Source organism: Myroides sp. A21 (genome assembly GCF_000807225.1).
In the GTDB taxonomy this organism is placed as follows: domain Bacteria; phylum Bacteroidota; class Bacteroidia; order Flavobacteriales; family Flavobacteriaceae; genus Flavobacterium; species Flavobacterium odoratimimum.
Genome location: NZ_CP010327.1, coordinates 2,522,454 through 2,547,802 on the forward strand (window position 1 = coordinate 2,522,454; position 25,349 = coordinate 2,547,802).

Sequence of the window (25,349 nt, forward strand, 5' to 3'; positions counted from 1 at the left end):
TCTGTGAAGAATAGCCCTTCTTTATTTATGCTAATTTCCCTTAGATGAAAGAATGAATAGAGTAAAACGAAAAAAGACAGCGAAGTGCATGCTGTCTTTTTTACTTAAATCAATATATTCAACTACTCTATTTTTGTGCAGGTAATGTTCTTGTTAACCAACCTCTTTTGTTAGCGGTAGCGATAGCGTAAGGAGTAATCCAGAATAGAGTAAACGTATAGAATATACTATATGGATACGCCCAGAAAGACTCTGCTACGCTATATCTTTTCGAGTAGAAAAATACTTGAATACTCGAGAAGATAAAAATACTTACTAAAGCAGAAGTGATAAACACTAAAGGTTTAGTCGCTATGAAGAATAACATTAAGATTAATAAAGGATAAGCCATTAGTACTCTTAACCATTGGTTTAGTAATAAAATTCTTGGACCTATTGTCGATCCCTCTCTAAACTTCTTAAAAGCAAATTTACTCATAGCAATGTTTTCTCTTACATTACTTCTTTCCCAACGAATAAACATCTTGTATAATGTTCTATACTCTTCAGGAGTATTCGTTAATACATAAGCATTACGTTGGAATAGTACGTGATATCCTTGTTTTAGAATCATATTTGTCATGGCTCTATCTTCACCGATATCAGAAGGTTGCCCCATGAAGGTTTGGTTGATCCAATCTTCTAAACAGTTCATTACAGCTTCTCTTCGATATGCTGCTAATGCTCCTGGGGTACATAGTACTGATCCTAAAGCACTCTGAGCAGAACGTATAAACTCAAAACTGAATACAAAACTTACATTTAGCATTTTAGGAATAACTCCATCCTCTGTATTTAGTACTCTTACATTTCCTCCTACAGCACCACATTTCTCGTTGTACACGAATGGGCTAACTAAGTTTCTAAGAGTGTCTTTTTTTACAATAGAATCACTATCTACTGTGATATAAACCTCTCCTGTACCTATATTAAAACCTCTGTATAACGCGTGTCTTTTTCCTTGGTTTTTAGGTTGTTGTAAGATAGATACTCTTTCTCCTAATTCTGCTTTAGCTTTCAGCATCCAGTTCCACGTATCATCTTTACTACCATCATCTATAGAAATAATTTCTAACTTCTCTACTGGATAATCACCATTTGCTAAACTAAGTAGGGTATCATATACTAAACGTCCTTCATTATAAGCAGGAACAATGACAGTACATGTTGGTAATTCTTCATCGCTTAATGAAGCAACAGGTTTATATCTAAAATAAAGATATACTATATAAAGTAAGAAGCTCATTTGTAAAACAAATAGAACAAGTCCAAAGTTAATTACAGTAGAACCCCAAAATGATTTTAATTGTTCGAAACGTATTCTCTCGAAGTATGGTTGTAATTTGTAAATTAAAAATAATCCTACCCCCATTAGTAAAAAGGTACCTCCTAAAACGATATAATCAGTTGTAGATAATGATTTTGTCTTTAAAGGTTTTCCTTCTTGTTTGTCTAAAGGAATTGATTGTGGCGTATTAATCGTTTTGTCGTTTTGCATAACCTTATCTTTTAATATTGTTATACTATTTGCGTGTTTGTTTTATAATTTATTTTTTAGTGTTTGTATTTGAGAATATATCTCATTATAAAAGTTTTATTAACCAAATAGTCACTTAAGTACCTTCAATAGTTGTGCCATCGCTGTTTTAGACAGTTTGGACCTCTTTTTAACAAAATAAATGACACATAGTGTAGATAGTTGGGGAATGAAGTGAGGTCATTATACTCTCTTTTGCTGTAGAATAGTATTTATTAGTACTCTTGTGGAATAGTACATTTACACATTTTAGTACCTATACTTAATTGATAAAGTAGATTAGAAAGAATATTTAAAACAGTATTTTTGTAAAGCTACTTGTTAGAAAAGGAGTGCAAATAGAAAAGAAAAATAGGATTATGAAAGAAATTATAGGAGATTATAAAGCAGTCTTAGACTTAGGAGAAATGAAAGTAGATCTAGTATTGCATATAGAAGATATAGATAAAGTTACTTTAGACTTACCTAGTCAAGGAGCGATGGGAATCGAAGCTACCAATATAGCTTTTAAAGAAGCCAACTTAAGTTTTTCTGTCGCAGCTATGGGAATGAGCTTTGCAGGGGCGTATATAGAAAACAAAATAGAAGGAAAGATGAGTCAAATGGAACAAGAACTACCTGTTGTTTTTGAAAAGACAGTAATTACTCTACCAGGAAATCCTTCGTTAGTATCTACAGAAGAAGAATTATTGGCCTTAGCTAATAAAGAACAAGGGGAGTATAAGTATAAGGTAGAAGATTACTTTCAACGTCCTACATCATCTGGATTTCAACTCTCACCTAATGGGAAGTATTTATCTTATAGAGAAAAAGATGAGAAGAATAAACGCCATGTGTATGTAAAAGAGATTGAGACAGGTAATATCATCCGTGTAATAGAAGAAGGAGAAGAGTTGGTAAGAGGGTATGGATGGATTAATGATGACCGTTTAGCGTATGTAATGGATAATGGAGGAGATGAGAACTACCATATATATGCTGTGAATGTAGATGGTACTAATAACATAGATCTAACCCCATTTGATAAGGTACAAGCAGGTATTCTGAATATGCTTAAAGAGCAAAAAGATTATATCATTATCACAATGAATCTTGAAAATGCTCAAATATTTGAACCTTATAAGATTAATATCAATACAGGTGAATACGTTAAGCTATTTACGAATGATGATCCATCTAATCCTGTATCTGATTATGATTTTGATAAAGATGGTAATCTTAGAGGATATTCTAAGGTGTACAATGGTATACAGACACAGTATTTTTATAAAGCAGAAGGAGAAACAACTTACCAATTATTTCATACCATAAATTGGTCTGATACCTTCTCTCTTATGGCATTTAATTATGCGTCTACAGATAAAGATGAAGCTTATGTTTTGACTAATTTAGATTCTGATAAGCAACGCATTGTACTGTATAACTTTAGAACAAAGTCTGTAGTTAAAGAAGTATATGCTAATGCAGAGTATGATGCTTCTATTATTGGACTTTCTCGTAATAGAAATTGGGAGATAGATTACTTGGGGTACGAAGGCGAAAAAGTTGTGATAGAACCAGTAAGTGAGACTTTTAAGAAGATTAGTGCTGATCTAGACAGACACTTTGGAGAATATGAGTACTCTATAGCAGCTAAGACAGAAAAAGAAGACCGTTATTTGATTATAGTACAGAGTGATAAGCTTTATGGTAAGTATTATAATTATGATAAAGATACAGGTGATGTTACTTTGCTTTACGATCTAATGCCTCAATTAAAAGAAGAGGATATGGCAGAGATGTTACCTATCTCGTTTATGAGTCGTGATGGGATTAAACTGCACGGATATATTACATTACCTAAATCTGCTAAAGAAGGAAATAAAGTCCCTTTAATTGTGAATCCACATGGAGGACCACAAGGTATTAGAGATAGTTGGGGCTTTAACCCAGAGACACAGTTATTCGCAAGTAGAGGATATGCAACATTACAAGTGAACTTCCGTATATCAGGAGGTTATGGGAAAGAATTCTTTACATCAGGTTTTAAACAAATCGGACGAAAAGTAATGGACGATGTAGAAGATGGAGTACAATACGTTATTGAACAAGGATGGGTAGATGCTTCTAAGATTGCTATTTATGGTGCTAGCCATGGAGGATATGCTACACTGATGGGATTAGTGAAGACTCCAGAGCTGTATACTTGTGGAGTAGATTATGTTGGTGTATCTAGTATATTCACATTCTTTGAATCATTCCCAGAATATTGGAAGCCTTATAAAGACATGGTTAAAGAGATATGGTATGATTTAGATAATGAAGAAGAAAGAGAGATTGCTCGTGAAGTGTCTCCTGTCTATCAATTACATAAAATCAACAAACCTCTTTTCGTTGTTCAAGGAGCGAATGACCCAAGGGTAAAAATAGCAGAGTCTGATCAAATTGTGGAAGCATTAAGAGCACGTGGTTTTGAAGTACCTTATATGGTAAAATATGATGAAGGGCATGGCTTTGCAAAAGAGGAGAACAGTATTGCTTTTTATAAATGTATGATGGGCTTTATCTCAGAGCACTTAAAATAAAGAACAAAAAGATCCCTGTTATACATAACAGGGATCTTTTTATCTATTAATATTCGCTATTAGAGCCAAATACTGTCTTTCTATTTACATATTTACCTCTCGTAAAGTCAGGCATCTCTTGTACCTGACCATGTGCTGCTATAGACTTCTCACTTAGAGGAGTCACTGCATACCAAGTAGCCAAGTCATAAATGTCAAATGGGAATTCTATATTTCTTTTGATACTTTCCACAAAGGCATTGATCATAAAGTAATCCATACCACCATGACCAGCACCTACAGCTTTAGCCTCATTGTTTTTCCACAGCGGATGGTCATATTGCTCTAAGTAGTCTTTAGAGTTAGCCCATTGATGAGAATGATCCATCTCTTTTTCGAAGTAGATAAATCCTTTGTCTAATCCGCCAGAGCTAATCTCTTGCCAGATACCATCAGTACCTTGTACTTTAAAACCTAAATTATATGGGCGTTGTAGAGAAGTATCATGAGTCAATACCATTGTCTCTCCATTCTCACATTTAAGTGTTGTAGTAACGATGTCTCCTTGTTTAAAGTTTACTTTTGCATTAGGGTGATCTTGACCGCCATTCTCTACGATGTACTGATGTAATCCCCTTGCTTTAGAAGCCATAGAAGTTAGGTGAGTGATTCTATTCCCTCTATTGACATTAAACATAGCTGCTAGAGGACCTACACCATGCGTAGGGTATAGTTCCCCATTTCTAGTGACATAGTGATCTGTTCTCCATTTCGCTTCACTAAATCCTTTCTCACCAAATTCTACACCTCCACCATAAGGTTGTACCCCATCGTTAAATAAGACATTTCTAAGGTCGTGTTGATATCCACCAGTACCGTGGATTAATTCCCCAAACTTACCTTTCTTTACCATATTGAAGACAGCCATGATATCACGGCGGTAACACACATTCTCTAACATCATCAGAGGTACCTTTGTCTCTTCATACACATTTACATAATTCCAACATTCCTCTAGCGTCATGGCTCCACATACTTCCATACCCACTATCTTGCCTGCACGCATAGCTTCTGTCCCTTGTCTTTCATGCCATTCCCAAGGAGAGGAGATAATAACAGCATCTATATCATTGCGTTTTAGAAGATTTTGGTAGTCATAATCTCCTTTGTCATATACGATAGGTTGTTTTTTATTGTGTTTATCTACGATTTTTTGAGCGCGTTTGATCATTCTGTCATCAGGATCAGCCATTGCGATCACTTCTACATCGTCTCTTTTTAGTAATTCATCTAAGTGCACTTGCCCTCTTAGTCCTACAGCGATCATTCCGATACGCACTTTTTTAGTGTTGCTTGAGAAGCTAAATAAAGAAGAAGGTACGATTAATGCACCTATACCAGCCATACTGGTATTTTGAAGAAAAGCTCTTCTATTCATAATAGTTATAGTTAATAGGTTAGAACTCAAAAATAGAAGATAAGAAGGGGAATAAAAAGTAAAACAGTTAATTATTTCTCAAAATGTACTTTAGAGCTAGTTTGAGTAAGAGAACTTATGTCAACGGTGTTTGTATAAAGTAACTATGATAGTCTAAAGTAAAATGTGGTACTTTGTAAAAAAGCAAAAGATGAAAATAATCAGAGAAATGCCTATTGTGAAAAGCGATAGACTAGTTTTAAGAGAATTAAGAAGAAGTGATGCTCCACAAGTATTTGAATACTTTTCTAAAGATGAAGTAACAGAATACTATGATCTAGCAACGTTTACGACTGTAGAACAAGCAGAAGAACTGATTCAGATATGGAATGATAGAACGATAAATGGACAAGGTCTTCGATGGGCTATAACTTTAAAGGGAAATGATGAACTAATAGGAACATGCGGATTTCATAGTTTATCACTAGAGAACAGTAGAGCAGAGATAGGATATGAAGTAACTCCTGCCTATTGGGGGAAAGGAATAGCTAGTGAAGCTGTAGCCTTAATGTTAGAGTTTGGCTTCACTACATTAGATTTGCATCGTATAGAAGCTTTTATTGATCCTGCGCATGATGCTTCTCGTCGTGTATTACAGAAAAACGGAATGAAAACAGAAGGCGTACTACGAGATTATTTTTTTGAGAAGGGAAGATATGTAGATGCAGAGTTACTATCTATACTGACTGATAAATAGGGAGTTATATTTTTTTAGAAAATAAAAAAGCCAATTGTTCATGATTAGATGACCAATTGGCTTTTTAGTATTTAAATTTTTAAAGGGATATGTGACAAATGTAGGGCATTTATAACTAGTATAAAAGCCAAAAATTGTCTTTTTTATAAGATAAAGTTCTTTTATGGATAATAGAGCTTATCTGTGTAATCAAAGGGTAAAAACAAAGTATTTTGTGCTTTTGTTCTTTTATTAGTTTAAAATTTTCACACCTTTTAAGAATATCCAACGCATACATATTTTATCTCCTTTATCAGTTTTGAATACTTTAAACTGAGGAGCTAAGATTGTAGCGGTTACAGCACTTGTCAGTGGTAACCAAAAACCACTTAATGCTGTAAAAGTAGAGAATGCTAAACGACATAAAATGAATAGTACTGCAAAACTCAGAAACTGTAAGATGATGGTTTTAGTTGATACACTCATGATTTAATCATTTTTGTTTATATATTTTCCTTTTTTACTTCCTTCGTATAGTTCATATTTTACTAAACGAGCTTCTAGTTTTCCATTGTATAGTTTAATCTTTCTAGAAGGTCTTAATCCTACGAATTTTAAAGCTTCTACATTACCTGTGATAAACCAGGCTTCTGTGCCAGGATAGCCTTGTTTTAATGTATCACCTACTTCTCTGTAGAAGCGTTCTAGATCTATGTCTAGACGTTCTCCATAAGGAGGGTTAAACACCATGTGTAGTGGGCCTTCAGTTTCCTTTTGAGTATCGAAGAAGTTCGCAGTTTTTATCTCGATATATTCGTCTAAGTTAGCATTTCTTACGTTATCTATCGCTTTTAATACTGCAGAAGGTGCCTTATCGTATCCTTTTATTGTATAATGGAACTCGCGTATTCTTTTTAATAGCGACTCTTGTACCTTGTCAAAAAGCTCTGCATCCCAATCATTCCATCTTTCAAAAGCAAACTCTTTTCTATTGATATTTGCAGGGATATTACAAGCGATCATAGCCGCTTCTGTTAAGATTGTACCAGAACCACACATTGGATCCATAAAATCACTTCTACCATCCCATCCTGACATTAATAACATTCCTGCTGCTAACACTTCATTGATAGGAGCGATATTAGTAGCTGTTCTATATCCACGGTGGTGTAGAGAGGCTCCTGACGAATCTAGAGATATTGTACACAGGTCTTTTTGTAAGTGGACGTTAATTCTTAAGTCTGGATAATCTTTATCTATACTTGGGCGTACTCCACTTTTATTTCTAAACTGATCTACGATAGCATCCTTTGCTTTTAACGCAACGAATTGAGAGTTGTTAAAGTTATCAGAGAATACTGTAGCGTCTATTACGAAGGACTGATTAGCTGATAGATACTCACTCCAGTCAATACTTTGAACTCCTTTATATAAGTTTGCTTCATTATATACTGCAAAAGTAGCAATAGGTTTTAGGATTTTTAAAGCTGTACGCAGAGATAGATTGGCTTTATACATAAAACCTTTATCTCCTTTAAAACTCACCATTCTAGTACCCTGTTGTACATTTAATGCACCTAATAATTGTAATTCTTTTGCTAGTACTTCTTCAAAACCGAAGAAGGTCTTAGCCACCATTTTAAAATTTTCCATCTTTCTTCTTATATAAGGAATAATTGACTATTCTGCTTTAAACCAATATACTACGTCTGATAAAAATAGTATAATTTACTACGTTTTTTTCATTATTTCAAGACTATTTTAGTTAGTTATAAAATCCTGATATGTCTGTGATATATGCTAGGTTTAATCCGCAAAAATAAAGTAAATTTGCAGGCTAATTAAAAAGTTTTAAAATAAAAGTATGTCAAAAGAGAACAAAGCTTGGTATAAGTCGTGGTTTGACACCCCTTATTACCATACTTTATACAAAGATAGGGATTACGAAGAAGCACAAGTGTTAATTGATAATTTAACTCATTATTTAAATTTAGAAGAAGGGGCAAAAGTGTTAGATTTAGCTTGTGGCAAAGGAAGACATTCTATATATTTAAATTCTTTAGGTTATGATGTTACAGGAGTAGACCTGTCTCCTAATAGTATAGAAGAGGCTAGTAAGTATGCCACAGATACACTTCATTTTGAAGTACGTGATATGAGAGAGCCTTCTACAGAGAAGTATGATGCTATCTTTAATTTGTTTACTAGTTTCGGATATTTTCCTGATCCAGCTGATAATATGCGTACATTAGATGCTATTCATCAGAGTGTAAATGAATACGGATTAGCAGTAATCGACTTTATGAATGTAGATAAAGTTATCGCTAATCTAGTACCTTCTGAGGTTAAAACAGTAGACGGAATTGACTTCCATATCACTAGAAAATACGAAGACGGGTTTATTATCAAAGAGATTGTCTTTGATGCAGATGGAGAACACCACGAATACGAAGAACGTGTTAAGGCGTTAAGACTAGAGGACTTTGAAGCGATGATGAATGAGAAAGAGATCTACCTTTTAGATGTTTTTGGTGATTATAAGTTGCGCAAGTTTTATAAAAAAGAATCAGATCGATTAATTATGATTTTCAAATAAGCCGATGGTTTATATTATACCTTTATTATCAGTTATTGCAGGGTATTTAATAGCAGTGCTATTACAGCCCAAAAACAAAAAGAATTTAAAATTGCTAATGGCCTTTAGTGGATCATTCCTGTTAGCATTGACAGTCACCCATTTGTTACCTGATGTGTATGCAGCTAGTGAAGCCGCGTCATTAGCAGAACATGTGGGACATAGTCATGATCACGGACACGACCACAGTTCTGGTAATATTGGTTTCTTTATTATGATCGGGATTGTCTTCCAGATTATATTAGAGTTTTTCTCTAAAGGGGCAGAGCATGGGCATGTACATACTCATGACAAATTAGACAAGGTACCTTGGCTTTTATTTATCAGTTTGTGTATCCATGCCTTATTTGAGGGAATGCCAGTGAGTCAGCACGAAGAGTTAGCATGGGGTATAGCGATACATCACTTGCCGATAGCAGTGATATTAACTGCCTTTTTTATTAACGCAAATATGAATAAGAAGGTGGTGCTTTTCTTTATGGTTGTTTTCTCTCTGATGACACCATTAGGAACATTGGTTTCTAGTAATGTAGATTTCTTGACTCAGTATTACGCTGAGATATCTGCTATAGTAGTAGGTATTTTATTCCATATCTCATCGACTATTATCTTTGAGAGTAACGAAGGACATTCATTTAATATCAATAAGCTTATAGCTATAATATTAGGAGTAGTAGCTGCTTATTTTATATAAGTAGAATTATAATAATATGAGGAAGACGATTCGAAAGAGTCGTCTTTTTTATTATAGTTAGTTGAGCGTAAGATCTAAGATTAACTTTCTTTAAATAGAATGTCTAGAGCTTTCATGGTGGCAAATATTTTAATACAATCAAATACCTTTCTACAATATTCTTTCTGTACTAATACTACCCTTCATTTATGATAGTATTATACTCTTTAAAAGCCATTATTAATCGAATAGAAGGTTCCTGTATCGTATAGATAGCGTCAATAAAAACTTCAGCATCTCGTTCAGAAGTAATTATTACCTCATTATTCTTACTATGCTCCTCTTCTTTTTCTTTTATAACTTTGAGAATGAAATCTGTCAAACGTTGGTAGCCACCAAGTACAATATCAGTTTCCACTAAAGCTTGTTGTTCTATAGGCGGAAGTTTATTAAGGATTATATTGTTTTTGTGTATAGTATTCATTTTTAGTATATTATTTTTTTACAAAGGTATCGAATCGAAATAAAATAGTATTCTTTTTTTCTTACGGAGGTATTTTATACGTGTTATAATATGATAAGAATTGTATATATTTGTAATACAAATAAATACAAAGATATACTTATGAGTACAAAGAAACCTAAAAAAGCTGGCTCTTTTCGATTAGATACAGGTCTATATAATCATATAGAAGAATTAGCAAGAAAGAATAATCGTAGTTTTAATAATCTATTAGAAACACTATTGATTAAAGCAACTAATTATCATGAGCCTAATCAGGATAGTATAAATGCTATGAATGAAACTAATTTAGAAACTATTAGCAAAGAAGAGTTTCACGATTTTATTGATAAAATGTAGTGTATGTATCAACTGCAACTTACATCTCAGTTTAAAAAAGATCTTAAGAAAATTAAGAACAATAAGAAACGCTTGAAGAAAGTACTTGATCTTATTGACTTATTGATAGAAGGAGGTGTAGGTAATGTTCCAATTGAAATGAGGCCACATAAATTAATTGGTAATTGGAATGGGCGCTTAGAGTGTCACATCGAATCAGATTATTTAATTATCTGGTTTGAAGAGAAAAATCCAAATATTATCAGATTAGAACGTGTAGGGTCACATTCAGAATTATTTGAATAGTTCTGTTAATATAGGTAGGAAAGATAAAGTATCGATATATACTGTACTAAGTCATTATTTTTCTAACTAAATGAAGTCCACCTGTGCTATACGCTATATCTATTGGTACGATAGTATTATCTAAGAAGAACTCCCCTTTATTGTATTGGACTATTCTCTCATCAAGGAGGAGTAGATGGTCATTGCCTTCAGTGAGTACATCTAAGTTATGCTCAGTAAGAGGTACACGTTCTATATAATCTATATTGCCGTATGTAGAGAGTTGAGGTATAGAGATTAGTTGTTCATTGAGATAGGTAGTATATTTCGTAGCTCCTCCAGGAAAACCAGACCAAGGAAGTGCTTTTCCGATCTCAAATTCTATATTAGTCAAGTCACCTTTAAATAGAAAGAGTTTCTCTTCTAGATCTAAAAATGGGAGTGGTAATGATTTCTTTTCAAATACTTCTTCAGCTTCCCAAAAGTGTACTACCCTATGAGCCCAGTCTACATTGTCATAGTCTTCGACTAGTAAATCCTCTTCCCAATAGTGCATATACAGTTGTCCTGTTCTGAGTGGGAGTGTAGACTGCTTGAGTGCCTTTTTTTGCTCCTCTGATAGGTCAATATAGACAGGAGGTACTGTTGGGGCATTCGTAGAGGAGGGTTTGTTTTCTTTTTTTCCAAATAGCTTTGATAGAAATCCCATAGTAAGACAAGTTTATTTATTCTAAACTAAGACTTTTTATTGAGATAATGGTATTCTAACCTCTAAAATCAACAATTATAATCTTCATAAAAATTAATCTGTAAACCTAAGAATTGCTCTAAATCCTCTAAATTATGTTTAATCGTATCGTGTGCTCCTTCAAAGACAGTGACAGCATTACCCTCTTTTAAATTTACAGATAATACGCAGAATCCACCACCTTTAGCAGGTAAGGTATTCCATAGTGTAAGAGAGTCTATTTCTTCTTTATTAAACGTAATAGCAAAGGCTTTATCCGCAAATCCAATCCTATTATTCGGTTTATCTATCCATATAACAGAATTGTTTTTACTCTGTAGTTTTACAAGATCAGAAGTACTTTTGATTCTTTCATTTTTTAGATAATTACTTGGTGCAGTAAGGGAGTAGTTGAATACATAAGTAGCTGATAATACTAGTTTCGGTGTATATATGTCATCTGCTAATAGGTCGGGATAATCATACTTAGTATTGATATTCAGTGAAGTGAAGCTATAAGCTACAGTTCTAAACTCAGGATCATCTATGGTATAGTTTAGTTCGAATGTGATATGATCAGATTCTGCATAGAAGAACAAGTGATGTTCATTATAAAACGTATAGGTAGCAGTAGAACCTAGATCGTGCTCTAGAATCTCTTTTAGTTGATATAAGCTAGTGTCAGATCCGTCTGGAGCAAAGCATTTAGTATAGTAACTCGTAGGAGCTACATCAGAACGTATATCATCTATATAGGTACCTAAATTATCTACAGTGATATTGCCAATGCGTACAGGGTAGGTTGTTTCTGCATAGAATCCATCCGAATGAATATACTCTTGTGCTAATAACTCTTCTTTAGTCGTGTTCCAAGGCACAAATAGTGGCGTGGGAGCTAGAATTTCATAGCCCTTGAGATAATCATTATGAGATGTATTTGTTAGTTTATAATTCTGTTTGTAGGTAGTTCTGTATAGCTTATGTATATTATTTGTTTTATCGTTGAGGTGTTGAGTTACTAAGTTGATGTCGAAATGAAACTGTTCGGCTAAGTATAGCCATAGTTTTTCTGTACCTACATAATCACCAGGGATGTAGTACTGTCTATCTTGGTAGATGAACATACTTGGCTCGCTATAGTCCGATGTCTCTAGATAAATGTATTCTATTTTAGGGATAAGGATTATTTCATCTTCACTTTCATAAGATCTGTTGGTGATAATAATTTTGTTATCTGTTATTTTCACGATTCCTCTATCCTTATTTTCTTTTGGAAACTTACTTTTATTCGAAAACCATCCCATACACTTATAGTTAAAAAGATAAAGGTAGAGAATATCAGTGATTCTCTACCTTTATCCACTATGTTTTTCATTGTGTTTTATAGACCATTATCTAGATAAAGAATACTACTAGGATGGAATTTACGATTATTAATCATAATGTATTGGCCAGTTAAGCTCTGCTTTAGATACCATAGCTGCCCTACGACAAGTGTAATACTGCTTTCTAATGTATTCTGTATAACCCACTCTTTAGCAGAGAGGATTTCTCCTTTTTTGACAGTGAAGGAAATACTTTCTGTTTTGTGAATTTCTTGATAGTTAAGTTGATGATATTGTATAAATAACTCTACTTTAATCTCAGATGTATTATCTTCAAAGTTAAAATAGTCATTGATAGTAGAGGTATCTATACTAATACGTGTTTGATGACTATCTAGTTTCTGAAAAGTAATTGGTAGGGTACAATACTCTCCAAAAGGAGTATTCGTATTAAAGTCAAAACCTACCATCCCGCTTAGATCTGTATTAAAGTAAGTGCGTTGACCTAAAGGAAATACTTCATTATTACGCAACTGTGCTAATGCATGCGTGTTCATTCTAAGGTGCATTTTTTTACAATGATTGTTGTTCATCGCGAGTTGGATGAGGTGTCTTAATTGCCTATTGCATTTCTGCACCGTACCAAAGTCTGTAGCTGCCTGCTTCGTTTTTTTAGTCTGTTTTTGTTTAGAGGGTTTGCCTTGCATAATGACTTTGTTATCTACTATTCTGAATACAGAGTTTAGATACTTTCCTTGAGGTCTCCCTTTTGCATCAATTTTTGCCATAATTGTTATAATTTATTGGTTATACTTTACTTTCATAGTAGTCTTCATTGACTATTGATTTGGTTCATTTATTATTATGTGAGTCCTACGTGAGATACGTCTCCGTTTTTTTGCTTGATTTAACGGAGTGAGTACGGACTCATAACGGATTCACTACGGACTCAATTCGAGTAAAACCCTACTAGAATACAACCAGACATCAAATGTGATAGCAGTTTCTGTTCTATTTTTATCCTTGCGTTTTCTCTTTGCAAAGTTTTGAATTATAAATATGTTTTTTTTTGAGATGGGAAAAAATGACCACAAATGTCCTAAAATGGCCACAAATGACCTATCTCGATTAAAAAATGATCTATAAAAAAGGTAAAACAGACAGACTTGTCTGTTTTTATTTCTATATTTGTTTCATGAAAAATAATTCACCTAAGGAGAGAGTATTAGAGGCTGCTACTTTACTCTTTCATCAATATGGATATAATAGCACAGGGATCAATGCTGTGATAGAAGAAGCTAAGGTGGCTAAATCTAGCTTTTATGATCATTATAAAACGAAAGATGATCTAGCTGTAGCGTATCTAAAAGCTAGACATGACTATTGGTTTATGGGACTGAAAGAAGATGTGGAGAAGAAGCGCACGATTAAGGAACGCATCATAGCAGTGTTTACCTATATTATAGAGATGAATGAGAAGGAGGGATATAGGGGCTGTGCATTTCTTAATATGTTGTCAGAGCTACCTGAGCATAAAGGGAAAATTTATGAAGTCATCCATCAGCATAAGACAGAATTACAAGCATATTTTAAGGCATTAGTGACAGATGAGAACAGAGCCTTTATGTTATATATGCTGTTTGAGGCAGGGCTGACAGAGAGTCAAGTCTATCAGGACTCAGCCTATGTAAAGAAAACAATAGAATTACTAAAACAAGATTTAATCTAAATGAAGCGATATATAGCAAAATTTAAAACAACAGAGACTAGTCCACAATCAGCTACTTCCAAACATTCTATATACTCAGGGATAGGAGGTATGTTAGCGATAGGTGTGATAGCCTTTATGACTAAAGAATTAGAAATGCCTTTAATCATGGCTCCCTTTGGAGCGACCTGTGTATTGGCATTTGGAGTACCTGATAGCCCATTAGCACAGCCTCGTAATATCATAGGAGGTCATTTATTAGCGAGTATAGTAGGACTGCTATGTCTTACTTTTTTAGGAACAGAATGGTATTCTCTAGCGATAGGAGTAGGTGCAGCGATAGGATTAATGCTAGTGACTAAGACTACACATCCACCAGCAGGTGCAGATCCTCTAGTCATTATACTAGGAGGAGCGAGTTGGTCTTTTATTGTTAATCCTGTTTTGGCAGGATCTGTTATTATCACAGTAATAGCCTTGTTATTTAACAATATAAGCAAGCTGAGAAAGTATCCAAAATATTGGTGGTAATAATCAGATTAATTACGGTACTATTTATATATCCGTAGGGATAGTGTTTAGGCGTTTTATATTTTTGCGCAAAAAATATGAAAAAATCGTATAACCATCTCATAGGTATTATATTAGGTAAATTAACTTGGTTTGTAGGTATAGGTGTTATTGTTAGTATGGTATTAGTGCTTAATAAGAAATTGCCAGATACTGCAGGATGGGTGTTTTTAGTGATCTTACCTTTTTTTATTGCTGGTATAGTATATAGTTTATTTAAGTGTTGTAACAGTATTTCTTTTGAAGGAGATCACCTTATCATTAAAACTTTTAAAGGGGATAAGATGCTATATTCTGTAAAGGATATTCAAGATATAGACATACTAGAACACCGAAGCTCTGGTGTATTAATGGGGTATAGTTTAGTATTAACCATGGGAGGACAGCGCAATAAGGTATGGAACTTGTCAGGGTATAGTGAGAAGACGCTGAAAGAGATTATAGGTCATTTACCTGATGAGGTAGATGTATAAGTGATGATAACATAAATAATGAAAAAAAACCATAATCTAGTAAGAGTATGGGCTTATTCATTATATTGTACTAATCATACTTATCACATCGTCTAAACACTACGAATTGTTTGATACCAATAAATATGCTCTCTACAGGAATGTTACTGATATAGTCAGCTAATATATTTAATCCTTCGTCCCAAGGTTCGTTATCTAAGAGGCAGTCACCTATTATTTCTCCTGACTGTTGTTTTGATATATACATTTTTAGCCAATGGAACTTCTGATCTCTAGATAACATAGACTCAAGTTTAGAAACTAATAATAAATATAATTCATCACCACTCAGCTCTCTGTTAAAAGAACCTTGAACACGTAAGTCACTTAATGCGGGATGCCATAGTACTTCATCACTAGTGAAATCATATTCTGGTGAATGGGTATCTGTAAGGCTCTCTGCGATGGGTTTAAAGGTAGAGGTGATATAGTTCTCTACTACAGATGCTATTCTATCTTGTACCGTTTCGCCTATCCCAGCGATGCTTTCCATAATACCATCAGGAAAATGAGTAGGATGTGCAGTATTAATCATGAGGTGCATTAGTTCTTTTGCATAATCAGGATTTCGGATGATTCTGAATTCCAATAGTAATTGGTCATTAACGATGATAATCTGAGTAGCTTTATCTACTTGGATTGTATAGTTTAATTTAGTGATTTGGTCGACTAACTCATGTAGTAATATCTCTTCTTCAGTGTGGGGTTGGTCGTGACTTTCTGTTTTCTTCTTCTGGAAATTAAATAGTTTCATAGCTGTGATTTATTGTAAAGATAAGTGTTAATAGTGTATTTCTTTTATGTTGAGATGTTTTTGAATATTTATCTATAACTGAACACTTATTTTAATAATAAATTCAAAATATCTATCTTGCGGTAACAAAAACAACAATACATGAAGAAAGTTATATTATCAGCCTTTATCCTATGTGGTAGCTTATTACAAGTAGTAGCTCAGAATCCACAGGCGTACAAGAATGGAGTGATTGTATCAGCACACCCAGAGGCAAGTAGAGTAGGAGTAGATATCCTAAAAAAAGGAGGTAATGCAGTAGATGCTGCTGTAGCAGTAGAGCTAGCATTAGCTGTGGTATATCCAAATGCTGGTAATATCGGAGGTGGAGGATTTATGGTGTATCGCGGTAAGGATGGTAAGATAGACGCATTAGATTATAGAGAAAAAGCTCCTATGCAAGCAAGAGAAAATATGTATTGGGGAGGAGATGGAGAAGCTATAACAGAATTGAGTATGAGAGGAGCCTTAGCAACAGGGGTACCAGGTACAATAGCAGGTATGGTACAAGCTCATGCTAAGTACGGTTCTCTACAATGGGAAGAATTGGTACAGCCAGCTATAGACTTAGCAGAGAAAGGATTTAGTATTACAGAAAAACAAGCAGGTGAGTTCACTAAACAACACGATAACTTCGTGAAATTTAGTACACAAAGTACAGCTATTACTGAAAAAGAACAGTGGTCAAAAGGAGATGTGTTTATTCAAAAAGATTTAGCTGAAACACTGAAACGTGTACAAAAAGAAGGACATAAAGGGTTCTACGAAGGGAAAACGGCTGAGTTAATCGTAGGAGAGATGAAGAGAGGTAATGGAATGATAACTCTTGAAGATTTAAAACGCTATGAAGCAAAATGGAGAACGCCTATAGTAGGAGAGTATAAAGGATTAAAAGTAATCTCTATGCCACCTCCGAGTAGTGGAGGTATTGCCTTAATCTCTTTGTTCCAATCCATAGAGAAATACCCTTTAGCAAAGTGGGGATTCCAATCTGAAAAAACAGTACAAGTAATGGTAGAAGCAGAACGCCGTGTATATGCAGATAGAGCTGAGCACTTAGGAGACCCTGATTTCTATAAAGTGCCTGTAAATCAGTTAGTCAATAAAGAATACAATCTAGGGCGTATGGAGTCTATGTCTTTTGACAAAGCAACGAAGAGTACTGATGTTAAAGCAGGAGAGTTAGGCGGGTATGAGAGCGATGAGACAACGCACTACTGTGTAGTCGATAAATGGGGAAATGCCGTGTCTGCAACGACTACATTAAATGATTCTTATGGTTCTAAAACGATAGTAGGAGGAGCGGGATTCTTGTTGAATAATGAGATGGATGATTTCTCTGTGAAGCCTGGTACACCTAATATGTACGGATTAGTAGGAGGAAAAGCGAATGCGATAGAACCAGAAAAGCGAATGTTAAGCTCAATGTCTCCAACAATTTTAGAGAAAAATGGTAAGTTGTACATGGTAGTAGGTACACCAGGTGGATCGACAATTATCACTTCTGTGTTTCAAACGATTCTAAATGTAACTGAATTTGGGATGAATATGCAAGAGGCGGTATCTGCTCCTCGTTTTCACCACCAGTGGCTTCCTGATCATATCGATTATGAACCAACAGCGATTACGGCTGGAGTGCGAAAAGCGCTTACTGATAAAGGTTATATCCTAAAAGAACGCAAACCTTATGGACGCGTAGAGGGAATCTTAGTCAATAAAAATGGTACTTACCAAGCAGGAGCAGATACTCGTGGAGATGATATCGCTATAGGATACTAGTTGAATTAGGAATGTTTTTTAACGCTCTGTCCTAGACAACGAACTATATCACACAATATTTACAAAAGGTTATCTTTCATTAGATAGCCTTTTGTATTTTAGGTTTAAGATATATGTGGTTAATTTGAATTTCAATAAAAAGAAGGAAAAGAAATGATAAACTTGATGTTAGAAAAATATAAGAAGATGGTGGAGGAGTTAGTCTCTGAACCTATCCACTTGAAGAAATATGAATATTTAGGAAAAGAAAGAAATCATGAGAATGCAATAGATAGACATCGAGTATTAGTAGGGTTCTTACACTCAGAAGAATTGAGAGAGGAGCAGTTGTTAATTAAATTGTTTGAAGCGGAGATAGCAAGTAGGCGAGAAGATGATTTTCAGGGATTCACAGAGGCATTAGATCTAGTAGCGTATCTAGTTAGTTTATATCAACGTTCTGATTATATCTCCTTATTTATTCAAGCGAAGAATGCTAACTTTGATACGTATTGCGGATTTGATAGAGAGTATTTGCTACACAATGGAGTGAAGAATACATTTGAATGGATATCCCATCAAGAGGTAAGTTGGAAAGAAGATTTTTATGACTTAATTGGAGATAGTCTAGCAGAATGTGATTGGGATGAAGAAGACATTGTAGAGTGGAAGGAAAGAAAACAAAGATATTATAGCCTTTGTCCTGAAGAGATGTCTACAGAAGGCATTGTTTATTATGCATTGGATTTAGAAGAAGATGAAATTGCCAAAGCGTGTATTCAATCTTGGGAAGAGAATATCACTGTATGGAATAAGGAAAGATGGGAGGATTATGTGTCTTTCTATAAGGGTATAGGAGATATAAATAAAGTGATAGCAGGAAGAGAAGCGCTATGGGAGTATGTAGAGGATGATGCTTGGAGTAAAGCAAGCTTCTTAAGTAAATTAATAGAAGATTATCTAAGCATTAAGGAGTATGTCAAAGCATGGTTAAAGTTAAAAGAAGGAATATTATACTTAGAAGAAGTAGAGGAGTGTTATGAAATAAATTTAGGAAGGTACTATGTGATATATGCTTGTAATTTACTGATAGGAATTTCGAATAAAGAAGATATGATGTTCAAAGATATATATCCATGGATAAAAACAACTTTAAATAAAATAGAGGTTTACCCTTATCTTTTAGAAAGAGCTATACAGGTTTTTGTACTAAGTGGAGATAAAGAGTTAGAGAATAAGTACATTCTAGAATTAGAATTGTTGCAAAAAGAATAATATAAGCGTGTTAAAGTATTTGGTATTTAGTTAATTAAGTTTTTGTTTTTAAAGAAGAAGTTTAAAAAATCACTATATTTAAGAGACTTTTTAAACTTCAGGCTTATGAATACCACATTAACTAATAAGACCGCTGCTATATATCCTTTTGTAGATGAGAAGGGAATGTATGGATATTGTAATCAAGATAAACAAATTGTCATTAGTCAACAGTATGCTAGTGGAGGATTATTCACTAAGTCAGGTTATGCTGTAGTGCGTGATAAACAAGGGATGTACGGTGTAATAGACCTAGAGAATAAAGAGGTACTGAAGTGCAGATATGATCGAATAGAGTTATATGAGGTAGGGCGTTTTACAGTAGCTAATATTGTGCAGTCATATACTGTCCATAGTCGCTTCTGGCAATGGAAGTTCTTGCCTAACTTTAATATTATGAGTACTAGCTCTTCCTTTAAACCGCTATGGGGGACAGAGGTCATAAGAGAGAAAGTAACTGTATTAGCATTAGATACAAGGCAGGTATTAGATACAAAGACGGTTACTAAAGATAAACTCTATAGAAGTGGTACTTCTATCAAGATAAAACAGATTGGTAGTAAGTTAATTCAGGTAGGAGATGATCTGTATTTTGCAAAAAAAGATAGATTAAAACGGATAGTCAAAAAAGTAGTTAGTACCTATGATAATGGATTGCGATGGGTGAGAAAAGTGAATGATGATGAGGTAAGAGTGTATAATCTGAAAGGTAAAAGAGTGAAGTCCTATGAAGTAATTCCTCAACCTGTTTTTCCAATTACTTATAAAGGGAAGGAATACAAGGTAACTATGCAGACAGCTAAGTCTCACTTAATAGCTAAACCAACTATCTGTAGAGATACAATAGGGAATGGAAGGTATTATGTCAACTATGAATTTGATATGTATATTCCTGTTCATCTAAAGATAATTGATATTAAAAGTGAACGCAGTATACAAGATATTTGGAAGAATGTATTGAATATTTATCCCGTAGTCTCTAAGCATTTCTTTATAGTGGAAGTAGCTCCTATTAGTGCGGAAAGTAGAGTAAACGAATTCTATATCTTGACAAAGCACGGAGTACTTAAAGATTGTTTAGATAAGCCAAGTGATTACTCAATTACCTCTTATTACAATGAGGTACTTTGGCCTGCAAAAGAATTATTAATAGATCAGAAAGATATCCCTCAGGGGTTCTTACTAGAGAAGATTAGAACGATAAGCAGTATAAAAGAACCTCTTTATTTTGTGTCGATTAAAAAGGATCAAGTAAGTAGAGTAGGAGTGTGGAATGTAGATCTTCAGGAGTGGCTGTTATCTCCTATATTTTATTCTTTGCGGTTGATGGATAATATCAAGTACTGTGTATTTCAGTTAGAAGAAAATGGCTTGTATGGGATATTAGATATCACTACTAGAACTGTGGTGTACGAACCTATATTTACCTACGTAAAAGATGGAGTAGAATACTTAGCTGAGGTAGAGTTAGAAAGAGAGAAAGGTGAAGTGAAGAACGTATACAATTGTTTTTATATAAATTTAGTGAATGGAGAGGAATTTCATCCAGGAAAAGACATTTTAGAGTTTACATCCCGAAAGGTATAAAGAAAAAACCTCTATAGATTAGATTCTATAGAGGTTTTTTCTATGTGATTTATTGCTTTACTATTTTATGCCTTTTTTTCTTGAGTAATTGTAATCGTGTAGTGCGCAAACTATCGCGAGTTTGTTTTCTTAGATACTCATGATGTAAGAACCAACCACCAATACCTCCTATAATACTTCCAGTCACAATATCGATAAAACGAGCTTGAATTAAGATATTAGGTGTACTGATAATAGGATTACCCGCCTCTGCAAGAAGCACTGTAAGAGCTGTAATAAAGATAACAGCTACTGCATAGTTACGAGAAATAAACATTTCTATAATAAACTGAAGTACCATTATACAAATACATAAATATAAAGGTGCTGTAGAGACTGAGATAAGTGCCCAACAAAGTCCTAATCCGATAAAAGTACCTGCGATACGCTGTAATGCACGTTGCCATACGTGGTATAAAGAAATCCCTTGCATAATGGCGGCACAAGAAATAGGGATCCAATATGGATTGTCAAATTTCAATAGATGACCTATTAATAAAGAAATACACATGAAGGCGCCTACTATAATAGATTTGATAAGGTAATCAAATTGGTCTTTGACTGGGACAGGACGTACTAGGCGTATAGTTGTTTTACTGTTGTATTTCTTGCCTACTATAACACTGTATATTAAGGCTAGAATACAAGCAAACATGGTTCCCATGACTACATATCCTAGACGTGTAGGGATAGTTGCTAACTCAAATGGCATATTACTAGACATAGAAGCTACCATAATAAAAAAGAAGCTACCAGGGGGGCGAGTATTGAAATATAGGTTGACCCAATGAACTGCAGTAACGAATATACCAAAGGCTATAGCAGAAGCAATAAAGTTAAAGCTAAACGATATGCCTACTGCAAAGGATAACATAAAACCAAAGGAACATACCAGCATGGTGATCATGCGCTGAGCAGTAGGAATATTAGAAGGGAGGTATAAGATAACTAATCCTGCTAGACAGGCTAAAAGTCCTGCTTGAAGATTGTCAAAATACCATCCTGTTAATAAGGGAAGTCCTGTAGCGAGCATTGCCATCAAAGGGATATGCCACAGTCGTTCGCTGTGTTTTAATTTAAATAGTGTTTTGCTCTCTTGTTGTAACAAGTTTACAAAAAAGTTATTCTTCATTTTCGTTGATTCTAAAAATTCTCTCAGTAGAGATTAGTGCTGTGGAAATGCTTTACCTTATCGGGTAAGTATAAGAGATAAGATATTCTTTAGTATTGGTAAGCATTTGAACAATACAAAGGTAAGGAATTTGAATCAAAGAGGTAAAATGATAGAGATGAAATAGATTTGTATCGTGATTATTACATATTATTATAGTCTTATTTACTCATTTTTTTATTGAAGTAAAGAATATAAGTATAAATGTATATATTTAAAATAAAAAAGTGAATATGGGAGAAGTTAACTATGTAATCGATGGTTTAAAGAAAGTAGATACTAGTGTTACTAAAACAACATTTAGTAAATTTTCTAGTTGGATTAAATTTAAAGTAGGATATAGAGGAGTAAATGGACAGTTTACACTAACGTATTCTCAATTCATGTTTAGTTTTAATAGAGCAGGAGGTGCTGTAGAGTATAGGGTACTACCATTAAAACAAGTAATCTCTTATTCTATCACAGAGATAGATAGTCAAAAATCGCAATTGGTATTATGGTTGCGAACAGGAGAGCGTATTCAATTAAACTTTACAGGAGAGGATCTAAAAGAAATCATTAAAACCTTTTCTTCTATATACAATAATATGAGTATATAAAGTAAAAATCCCTACAAAATCTTTGTAGGGATTTTTTAAAGACTTAAGAAAGTTGTTGTTTAAAACTATTAATTTTCTCTGTTAATTGAGAAGCTAATTCAGGTGTGTTAATTGATCCATTACTAAAATTATCTTGAAAACTAGGTAATGAAAACTGACATTTAATATTCCCTCCAAAGTAAGGAAATATGCTTGAAGCATTATCCATGACAGATTGTCCTCCACGAGGTCCAGGTGATGTAGATAATAACATCATTGGTTTGTTTTGAAAGAAGTTTTTCTCCACTCTAGACCCCCAATCAAATATGTTTTTAAAAGCAGTACTAAACGTACCGTTGTGTTCTGCTAATCCTATAATAATAGCATCAGCATTTAGAATCGCTTGATTAAAATCTAATGCTTGCTGAGGTACACCTTGGTTATTTCTATCTTGTGAATAAATAGGCATCTCATAGTCATTGATATCTAGAATATTAATGTTATGTCCTTCAAATTGAGTAGTTACACTTTTTACTAATTCTAAGTTTATAGAAGTACTGCTATTGGTAGCAGCAAAAGCTAATATATTCATTGTTGTTTTATTTTTCTGTTTCGATGAGACAAAGGTATATGTAGAAACAAAGAAGCACACTTAATCTAGAATAAGTTTTTCAGAAATAGGGTCTTGTATGTTCTACTCCTAGTTGCAGTGAATTACAATAAAAAGGAGAAGCATTAGTGGGTAGATACAGAGTCATATATCGAAAAAAGACATGCATAAAGAATTTTTCTAAAGGGAATAGCATTGTAATCCTTCAGTTTCCTGAATATATGTATGAAGAGAACCAGGAATTTTTAATTTCTATCATATAAAGGAAGTAAGGAAAGAGGAGAACATTTTTTCCTATAAGTCTTATCAATCTGTTTAGCATCTTATTTTCAACAAAGTATATAAAATACTTTTTGAAGTGAGAATGAATCCTAATTTTTCAATTGAAGGGCGATAAATATGATTTTTGAGAAAAAAACTATAAGAATAAAATATTTTTGTTATAGAATTTTTAATTCTAATCAAGGCCTTGTTTAATGTGTATATATAATAATTACAGTTTTATAGGTTTTTTATATTGATAAAAAGTTGTAATTAATGTGTTTAATTTATCATTTATGTTGAATATACTATATGGGTATAAGAATTTTTAATAATATGTTTAAGTGTTGAGTGTTTATAAATTTTACCACTGTTGTTTTTTATTTTGTTTTTGTTAATATTTGCTTTGTTTCGTTGTTTTTTATATAAAAAATAAATTTGTATAGTGTAATGTATTTAAAATTGTGTTAATATTTGTATTTTTGATAGAATATTTAGATTGTAATTAATAAAAAACACAATATAATGAAAACACCACATTTGCTAATTTTAATAATATTCACACTTGGAATAGGAGCGTATGGTCAAACTGGTATTGGAACTCAAATTCCAAGTAGTTCTTCTGAGTTAGAGATTAAGTCTAAAGATAAAGGAGTTCTAATTCCACGTCTTGAATTAAAAAATACTAAAGATAAGTCTACTATTGTTGGAACAGAGTATCCTGAAAGTTTGATGATTTATCATACGGGAACTAAAGCTATGTTAGCGGGATACTATTTTTGGGCTGAGAATCATTGGAATGCCTTAGTTTCTAATACTACTTTACAGCACTATATCAAAGAAATTGCGGATCCGAATAGTGTTACGGTTACATATGATGAAGGAGACTATATTTTTACATGGATTAATAAGGATACTAATATTAAAGAAACAATGAAACTTAGTGATGTTATTAAGACGTTTGAGTCTTTGACATCATTATCTACGGTGTATGATGAAGGAGAGGCTGTATTAGTATATAAACCTGAGCGAGGTATTGAAAATAACGTGAAGCTGACAGAGCTTTTAAAAGGAAGTACTGTGTTTACGGAATATATAGAGAGTTTTGTTCCGTCTGCTGTGAAAGAAACAGTTACGAATGTAACTCGTTATAATAAAGAAGGAGTAGAAGAGAATATTGCAAATGTACCTAATGCAGGTATGATTTATTATAAATATATAAATGAGAGTTCTATTCCAGAATATATTACCGTATCTCAGGATGTGAGTAACGATTTTAAGACTATTGTTAATCAAGCTGAAAATACAGAGCATATAAAAAATATTGCAAAAACAGTAAAAGGGAATGATAATTTTTATTCGACTGTTAAAGAGGAGATTATAGGGAAATGGGATGAAAAAGATGTGATGCGATATATAGTGAAGTTAAATAAAGCTACTTCTTTTACCTCTGTTGAGTTACCAAAAGTAATTTCAGGCCTAGTAGTAGATGCTAAATTGATTAATGAGAGTAGTAATTCGATGACAAGAGGAGTGATTAGCAAACAAGTCAGTGGGACAAAGACAGTTTTGGCTATTGGTACTGCGGGGACTATTATTCAGAATAACCCAGCTGGTAACTATTATGTAATTGTTGAATATATAAAGGAGTAAAAGGGATTTTATCTTTTTTATTTTAATTGTTTAAACT

The 25,349-nt window shown here is 33.6% G+C and carries 25 protein-coding genes; 14 read left to right on the forward strand and 11 right to left on the reverse strand.

All coding sequences use genetic code 11. The features are described 5' to 3' along the window. Positions 1 to 127 precede the first annotated feature (127 nt). Positions 128 to 1,537: a glycosyltransferase family 2 protein gene (locus tag MYRA21_RS11420; protein ID WP_006256740.1), complete on the reverse strand. Its 1,410-nt coding sequence runs from the start codon at positions 1,535 to 1,537 to the stop codon at positions 128 to 130. Between the two features lie 398 nt (positions 1,538 to 1,935). Here MYRA21_RS11420 and MYRA21_RS11425 point away from each other — a divergent pair, with 398 nt between their 5' ends. Further along, on the forward strand, positions 1,936 to 4,140 hold the full coding sequence (locus MYRA21_RS11425; protein ID WP_006260832.1) for a S9 family peptidase: 2,205 nt from the start codon (positions 1,936 to 1,938) through the stop codon (positions 4,138 to 4,140). Between the two features lie 46 nt (positions 4,141 to 4,186). Here MYRA21_RS11425 and MYRA21_RS11430 read toward each other — a convergent pair whose 3' ends face one another. After that, complete coding sequence (locus MYRA21_RS11430; RefSeq protein WP_006260833.1) at positions 4,187 to 5,557, reverse strand: Gfo/Idh/MocA family protein; 1,371 nt, start codon at positions 5,555 to 5,557, stop codon at positions 4,187 to 4,189. Positions 5,558 to 5,747: 190 nt separating this feature from the next. Here MYRA21_RS11430 and MYRA21_RS11435 point away from each other — a divergent pair, with 190 nt between their 5' ends. After that, entirely contained in the window at positions 5,748 to 6,293 is a 546-nt protein-coding gene (locus MYRA21_RS11435) for a GNAT family N-acetyltransferase (RefSeq protein WP_006260834.1), read from the forward strand. A gap of 231 nt (positions 6,294 to 6,524) precedes the next feature. On the opposite strand, the gene MYRA21_RS11440 is transcribed toward MYRA21_RS11435, so the two are convergent. Both MYRA21_RS11440 and MYRA21_RS11445 read right to left on the reverse strand, forming a co-directional pair. After that, positions 6,525 to 6,758, reverse strand: a complete 234-nt coding sequence (locus MYRA21_RS11440; protein WP_006256735.1) for a hypothetical protein — start codon at positions 6,756 to 6,758, stop codon at positions 6,525 to 6,527. A 3-nt stretch (positions 6,759 to 6,761) separates the two neighbouring features. Next, entirely contained in the window at positions 6,762 to 7,910 is a 1,149-nt protein-coding gene (locus MYRA21_RS11445) for a class I SAM-dependent RNA methyltransferase (RefSeq protein WP_006260835.1), read from the reverse strand. Between the two features lie 226 nt (positions 7,911 to 8,136). Between MYRA21_RS11445 and MYRA21_RS11450 the strand changes: the two genes are divergently transcribed. Further along, positions 8,137 to 8,868: a bifunctional 2-polyprenyl-6-hydroxyphenol methylase/3-demethylubiquinol 3-O-methyltransferase UbiG gene (locus tag MYRA21_RS11450; RefSeq protein WP_006256733.1), complete on the forward strand. Its 732-nt coding sequence runs from the start codon at positions 8,137 to 8,139 to the stop codon at positions 8,866 to 8,868. A 4-nt stretch (positions 8,869 to 8,872) separates the two neighbouring features. Continuing rightward, a complete protein-coding gene (locus MYRA21_RS11455; RefSeq protein ID WP_006260836.1) occupies positions 8,873 to 9,601 on the forward strand; it encodes a hypothetical protein in 729 nt (242 codons plus the stop codon). Between the two features lie 175 nt (positions 9,602 to 9,776). On the opposite strand, the gene MYRA21_RS11460 is transcribed toward MYRA21_RS11455, so the two are convergent. Then, a complete protein-coding gene (locus MYRA21_RS11460; protein WP_006260837.1) occupies positions 9,777 to 10,064 on the reverse strand; it encodes a DUF1778 domain-containing protein in 288 nt (95 codons plus the stop codon). A 141-nt stretch (positions 10,065 to 10,205) separates the two neighbouring features. On the opposite strand from MYRA21_RS11460, the gene MYRA21_RS11465 reads away from it, so the two are divergent. After that, a complete protein-coding gene (locus MYRA21_RS11465; protein WP_006256730.1) occupies positions 10,206 to 10,442 on the forward strand; it encodes a hypothetical protein in 237 nt (78 codons plus the stop codon). A gap of 3 nt (positions 10,443 to 10,445) precedes the next feature. Next, on the forward strand, positions 10,446 to 10,727 hold the full coding sequence (locus tag MYRA21_RS11470; protein WP_006260838.1) for a type II toxin-antitoxin system YafQ family toxin: 282 nt from the start codon (positions 10,446 to 10,448) through the stop codon (positions 10,725 to 10,727). Positions 10,728 to 10,773: 46 nt separating this feature from the next. On the opposite strand, the gene MYRA21_RS11475 is transcribed toward MYRA21_RS11470, so the two are convergent. The 3 genes from MYRA21_RS11475 to MYRA21_RS11485 all read right to left on the reverse strand — a co-directional run bounded on the left by MYRA21_RS11475 (position 10,774) and on the right by MYRA21_RS11485 (position 13,546). Beyond that, positions 10,774 to 11,415 (reverse strand): hypothetical protein, encoded by a 642-nt coding sequence (locus MYRA21_RS11475; protein WP_006260839.1) that lies wholly within the window; start codon positions 11,413 to 11,415, stop codon positions 10,774 to 10,776. A 68-nt stretch (positions 11,416 to 11,483) separates the two neighbouring features. Further along, positions 11,484 to 12,737 carry a hypothetical protein gene (locus MYRA21_RS11480; protein WP_006260840.1) on the reverse strand — a complete coding sequence of 418 codons (1,254 nt, stop codon included), beginning with the start codon at positions 12,735 to 12,737 and terminating at the stop codon, positions 11,484 to 11,486. A 77-nt stretch (positions 12,738 to 12,814) separates the two neighbouring features. Beyond that, complete coding sequence (locus tag MYRA21_RS11485) at positions 12,815 to 13,546, reverse strand: hypothetical protein (protein ID WP_039329064.1); 732 nt, start codon at positions 13,544 to 13,546, stop codon at positions 12,815 to 12,817. Positions 13,547 to 13,953: 407 nt separating this feature from the next. On the opposite strand from MYRA21_RS11485, the gene MYRA21_RS11490 reads away from it, so the two are divergent. From MYRA21_RS11490 to MYRA21_RS11500, 3 genes are all read left to right on the forward strand, one after another. After that, complete coding sequence (locus MYRA21_RS11490; RefSeq protein ID WP_039329066.1) at positions 13,954 to 14,487, forward strand: TetR/AcrR family transcriptional regulator; 534 nt, start codon at positions 13,954 to 13,956, stop codon at positions 14,485 to 14,487. Continuing rightward, a complete protein-coding gene (locus MYRA21_RS11495; RefSeq protein WP_006256723.1) occupies positions 14,488 to 14,997 on the forward strand; it encodes an HPP family protein in 510 nt (169 codons plus the stop codon). Between the two features lie 77 nt (positions 14,998 to 15,074). After that, positions 15,075 to 15,509: a hypothetical protein gene (locus MYRA21_RS11500; protein ID WP_039329069.1), complete on the forward strand. Its 435-nt coding sequence runs from the start codon at positions 15,075 to 15,077 to the stop codon at positions 15,507 to 15,509. A gap of 70 nt (positions 15,510 to 15,579) precedes the next feature. Here the strand turns inward: MYRA21_RS11500 and MYRA21_RS11505 are convergent, their stop codons facing one another. Then, a complete protein-coding gene (locus MYRA21_RS11505) occupies positions 15,580 to 16,302 on the reverse strand; it encodes a DUF6348 family protein (protein WP_006263159.1) in 723 nt (240 codons plus the stop codon). Positions 16,303 to 16,443: 141 nt separating this feature from the next. On the opposite strand from MYRA21_RS11505, the gene ggt reads away from it, so the two are divergent. The 3 genes from ggt (at position 16,444) to MYRA21_RS11520 (ending at position 21,000) form a co-directional block, all read left to right on the forward strand. After that, positions 16,444 to 18,120 carry a gamma-glutamyltransferase gene (ggt, locus tag MYRA21_RS11510; protein ID WP_006256720.1) on the forward strand — a complete coding sequence of 559 codons (1,677 nt, stop codon included), beginning with the start codon at positions 16,444 to 16,446 and terminating at the stop codon, positions 18,118 to 18,120. A gap of 153 nt (positions 18,121 to 18,273) precedes the next feature. Further along, on the forward strand, positions 18,274 to 19,374 hold the full coding sequence (locus tag MYRA21_RS11515; RefSeq protein WP_039329071.1) for a hypothetical protein: 1,101 nt from the start codon (positions 18,274 to 18,276) through the stop codon (positions 19,372 to 19,374). A gap of 105 nt (positions 19,375 to 19,479) precedes the next feature. Further along, a complete protein-coding gene (locus tag MYRA21_RS11520; RefSeq protein WP_039329073.1) occupies positions 19,480 to 21,000 on the forward strand; it encodes a WG repeat-containing protein in 1,521 nt (506 codons plus the stop codon). A 49-nt stretch (positions 21,001 to 21,049) separates the two neighbouring features. Here the strand turns inward: MYRA21_RS11520 and MYRA21_RS11525 are convergent, their stop codons facing one another. Continuing rightward, positions 21,050 to 22,171: an FUSC family protein gene (locus MYRA21_RS11525; protein WP_039329075.1), complete on the reverse strand. Its 1,122-nt coding sequence runs from the start codon at positions 22,169 to 22,171 to the stop codon at positions 21,050 to 21,052. 272 nt (positions 22,172 to 22,443) lie between these two features. On the opposite strand from MYRA21_RS11525, the gene MYRA21_RS11530 reads away from it, so the two are divergent. Then, positions 22,444 to 22,809 carry a hypothetical protein gene (locus tag MYRA21_RS11530; RefSeq protein ID WP_006256716.1) on the forward strand — a complete coding sequence of 122 codons (366 nt, stop codon included), beginning with the start codon at positions 22,444 to 22,446 and terminating at the stop codon, positions 22,807 to 22,809. 43 nt (positions 22,810 to 22,852) lie between these two features. Here the strand turns inward: MYRA21_RS11530 and MYRA21_RS11535 are convergent, their stop codons facing one another. Continuing rightward, positions 22,853 to 23,380, reverse strand: a complete 528-nt coding sequence (locus tag MYRA21_RS11535; RefSeq protein ID WP_006256715.1) for an NADPH-dependent FMN reductase — start codon at positions 23,378 to 23,380, stop codon at positions 22,853 to 22,855. A gap of 804 nt (positions 23,381 to 24,184) precedes the next feature. Here MYRA21_RS11535 and MYRA21_RS11540 point away from each other — a divergent pair. After that, on the forward strand, positions 24,185 to 25,312 hold the full coding sequence (locus MYRA21_RS11540) for a hypothetical protein (RefSeq protein ID WP_006263164.1): 1,128 nt from the start codon (positions 24,185 to 24,187) through the stop codon (positions 25,310 to 25,312). The last annotated feature ends 37 nt before the right edge of the window (positions 25,313 to 25,349 follow it).

Excerpts from the sequence above, each read along its gene's own strand:
- MYRA21_RS11420 (WP_006256740.1), bottom strand. The coding sequence starts at position 1,537 with ATGCAAAACGACAAAACGATTAATACGCCACAATCAATTCCTTTAGAC.
- MYRA21_RS11425 (WP_006260832.1), top strand. The coding sequence starts at position 1,936 with ATGAAAGAAATTATAGGAGATTATAAAGCAGTCTTAGACTTAGGAGAA.
- MYRA21_RS11430 (WP_006260833.1), bottom strand. The coding sequence starts at position 5,557 with ATGAATAGAAGAGCTTTTCTTCAAAATACCAGTATGGCTGGTATAGGT.
- MYRA21_RS11435 (WP_006260834.1), top strand. The coding sequence starts at position 5,748 with ATGAAAATAATCAGAGAAATGCCTATTGTGAAAAGCGATAGACTAGTT.
- MYRA21_RS11440 (WP_006256735.1), bottom strand. The coding sequence starts at position 6,758 with ATGAGTGTATCAACTAAAACCATCATCTTACAGTTTCTGAGTTTTGCA.
- MYRA21_RS11445 (WP_006260835.1), bottom strand. The coding sequence starts at position 7,910 with ATGGTGGCTAAGACCTTCTTCGGTTTTGAAGAAGTACTAGCAAAAGAA.
- MYRA21_RS11450 (WP_006256733.1), top strand. The coding sequence starts at position 8,137 with ATGTCAAAAGAGAACAAAGCTTGGTATAAGTCGTGGTTTGACACCCCT.
- MYRA21_RS11455 (WP_006260836.1), top strand. The coding sequence starts at position 8,873 with ATGGTTTATATTATACCTTTATTATCAGTTATTGCAGGGTATTTAATA.
- MYRA21_RS11460 (WP_006260837.1), bottom strand. The coding sequence starts at position 10,064 with ATGAATACTATACACAAAAACAATATAATCCTTAATAAACTTCCGCCT.
- MYRA21_RS11465 (WP_006256730.1), top strand. The coding sequence starts at position 10,206 with ATGAGTACAAAGAAACCTAAAAAAGCTGGCTCTTTTCGATTAGATACA.
- MYRA21_RS11470 (WP_006260838.1), top strand. The coding sequence starts at position 10,446 with ATGTATCAACTGCAACTTACATCTCAGTTTAAAAAAGATCTTAAGAAA.
- MYRA21_RS11475 (WP_006260839.1), bottom strand. The coding sequence starts at position 11,415 with ATGGGATTTCTATCAAAGCTATTTGGAAAAAAAGAAAACAAACCCTCC.
- MYRA21_RS11480 (WP_006260840.1), bottom strand. The coding sequence starts at position 12,737 with ATGGGATGGTTTTCGAATAAAAGTAAGTTTCCAAAAGAAAATAAGGAT.
- MYRA21_RS11485 (WP_039329064.1), bottom strand. The coding sequence starts at position 13,546 with ATGGCAAAAATTGATGCAAAAGGGAGACCTCAAGGAAAGTATCTAAAC.
- MYRA21_RS11490 (WP_039329066.1), top strand. The coding sequence starts at position 13,954 with ATGAAAAATAATTCACCTAAGGAGAGAGTATTAGAGGCTGCTACTTTA.
- MYRA21_RS11495 (WP_006256723.1), top strand. The coding sequence starts at position 14,488 with ATGAAGCGATATATAGCAAAATTTAAAACAACAGAGACTAGTCCACAA.
- MYRA21_RS11500 (WP_039329069.1), top strand. The coding sequence starts at position 15,075 with ATGAAAAAATCGTATAACCATCTCATAGGTATTATATTAGGTAAATTA.
- MYRA21_RS11505 (WP_006263159.1), bottom strand. The coding sequence starts at position 16,302 with ATGAAACTATTTAATTTCCAGAAGAAGAAAACAGAAAGTCACGACCAA.
- ggt (WP_006256720.1), top strand. The coding sequence starts at position 16,444 with ATGAAGAAAGTTATATTATCAGCCTTTATCCTATGTGGTAGCTTATTA.
- MYRA21_RS11515 (WP_039329071.1), top strand. The coding sequence starts at position 18,274 with ATGATAAACTTGATGTTAGAAAAATATAAGAAGATGGTGGAGGAGTTA.
- MYRA21_RS11520 (WP_039329073.1), top strand. The coding sequence starts at position 19,480 with ATGAATACCACATTAACTAATAAGACCGCTGCTATATATCCTTTTGTA.
- MYRA21_RS11525 (WP_039329075.1), bottom strand. The coding sequence starts at position 22,171 with ATGAAGAATAACTTTTTTGTAAACTTGTTACAACAAGAGAGCAAAACA.
- MYRA21_RS11530 (WP_006256716.1), top strand. The coding sequence starts at position 22,444 with ATGGGAGAAGTTAACTATGTAATCGATGGTTTAAAGAAAGTAGATACT.
- MYRA21_RS11535 (WP_006256715.1), bottom strand. The coding sequence starts at position 23,380 with ATGAATATATTAGCTTTTGCTGCTACCAATAGCAGTACTTCTATAAAC.
- MYRA21_RS11540 (WP_006263164.1), top strand. The coding sequence starts at position 24,185 with ATGAAAACACCACATTTGCTAATTTTAATAATATTCACACTTGGAATA.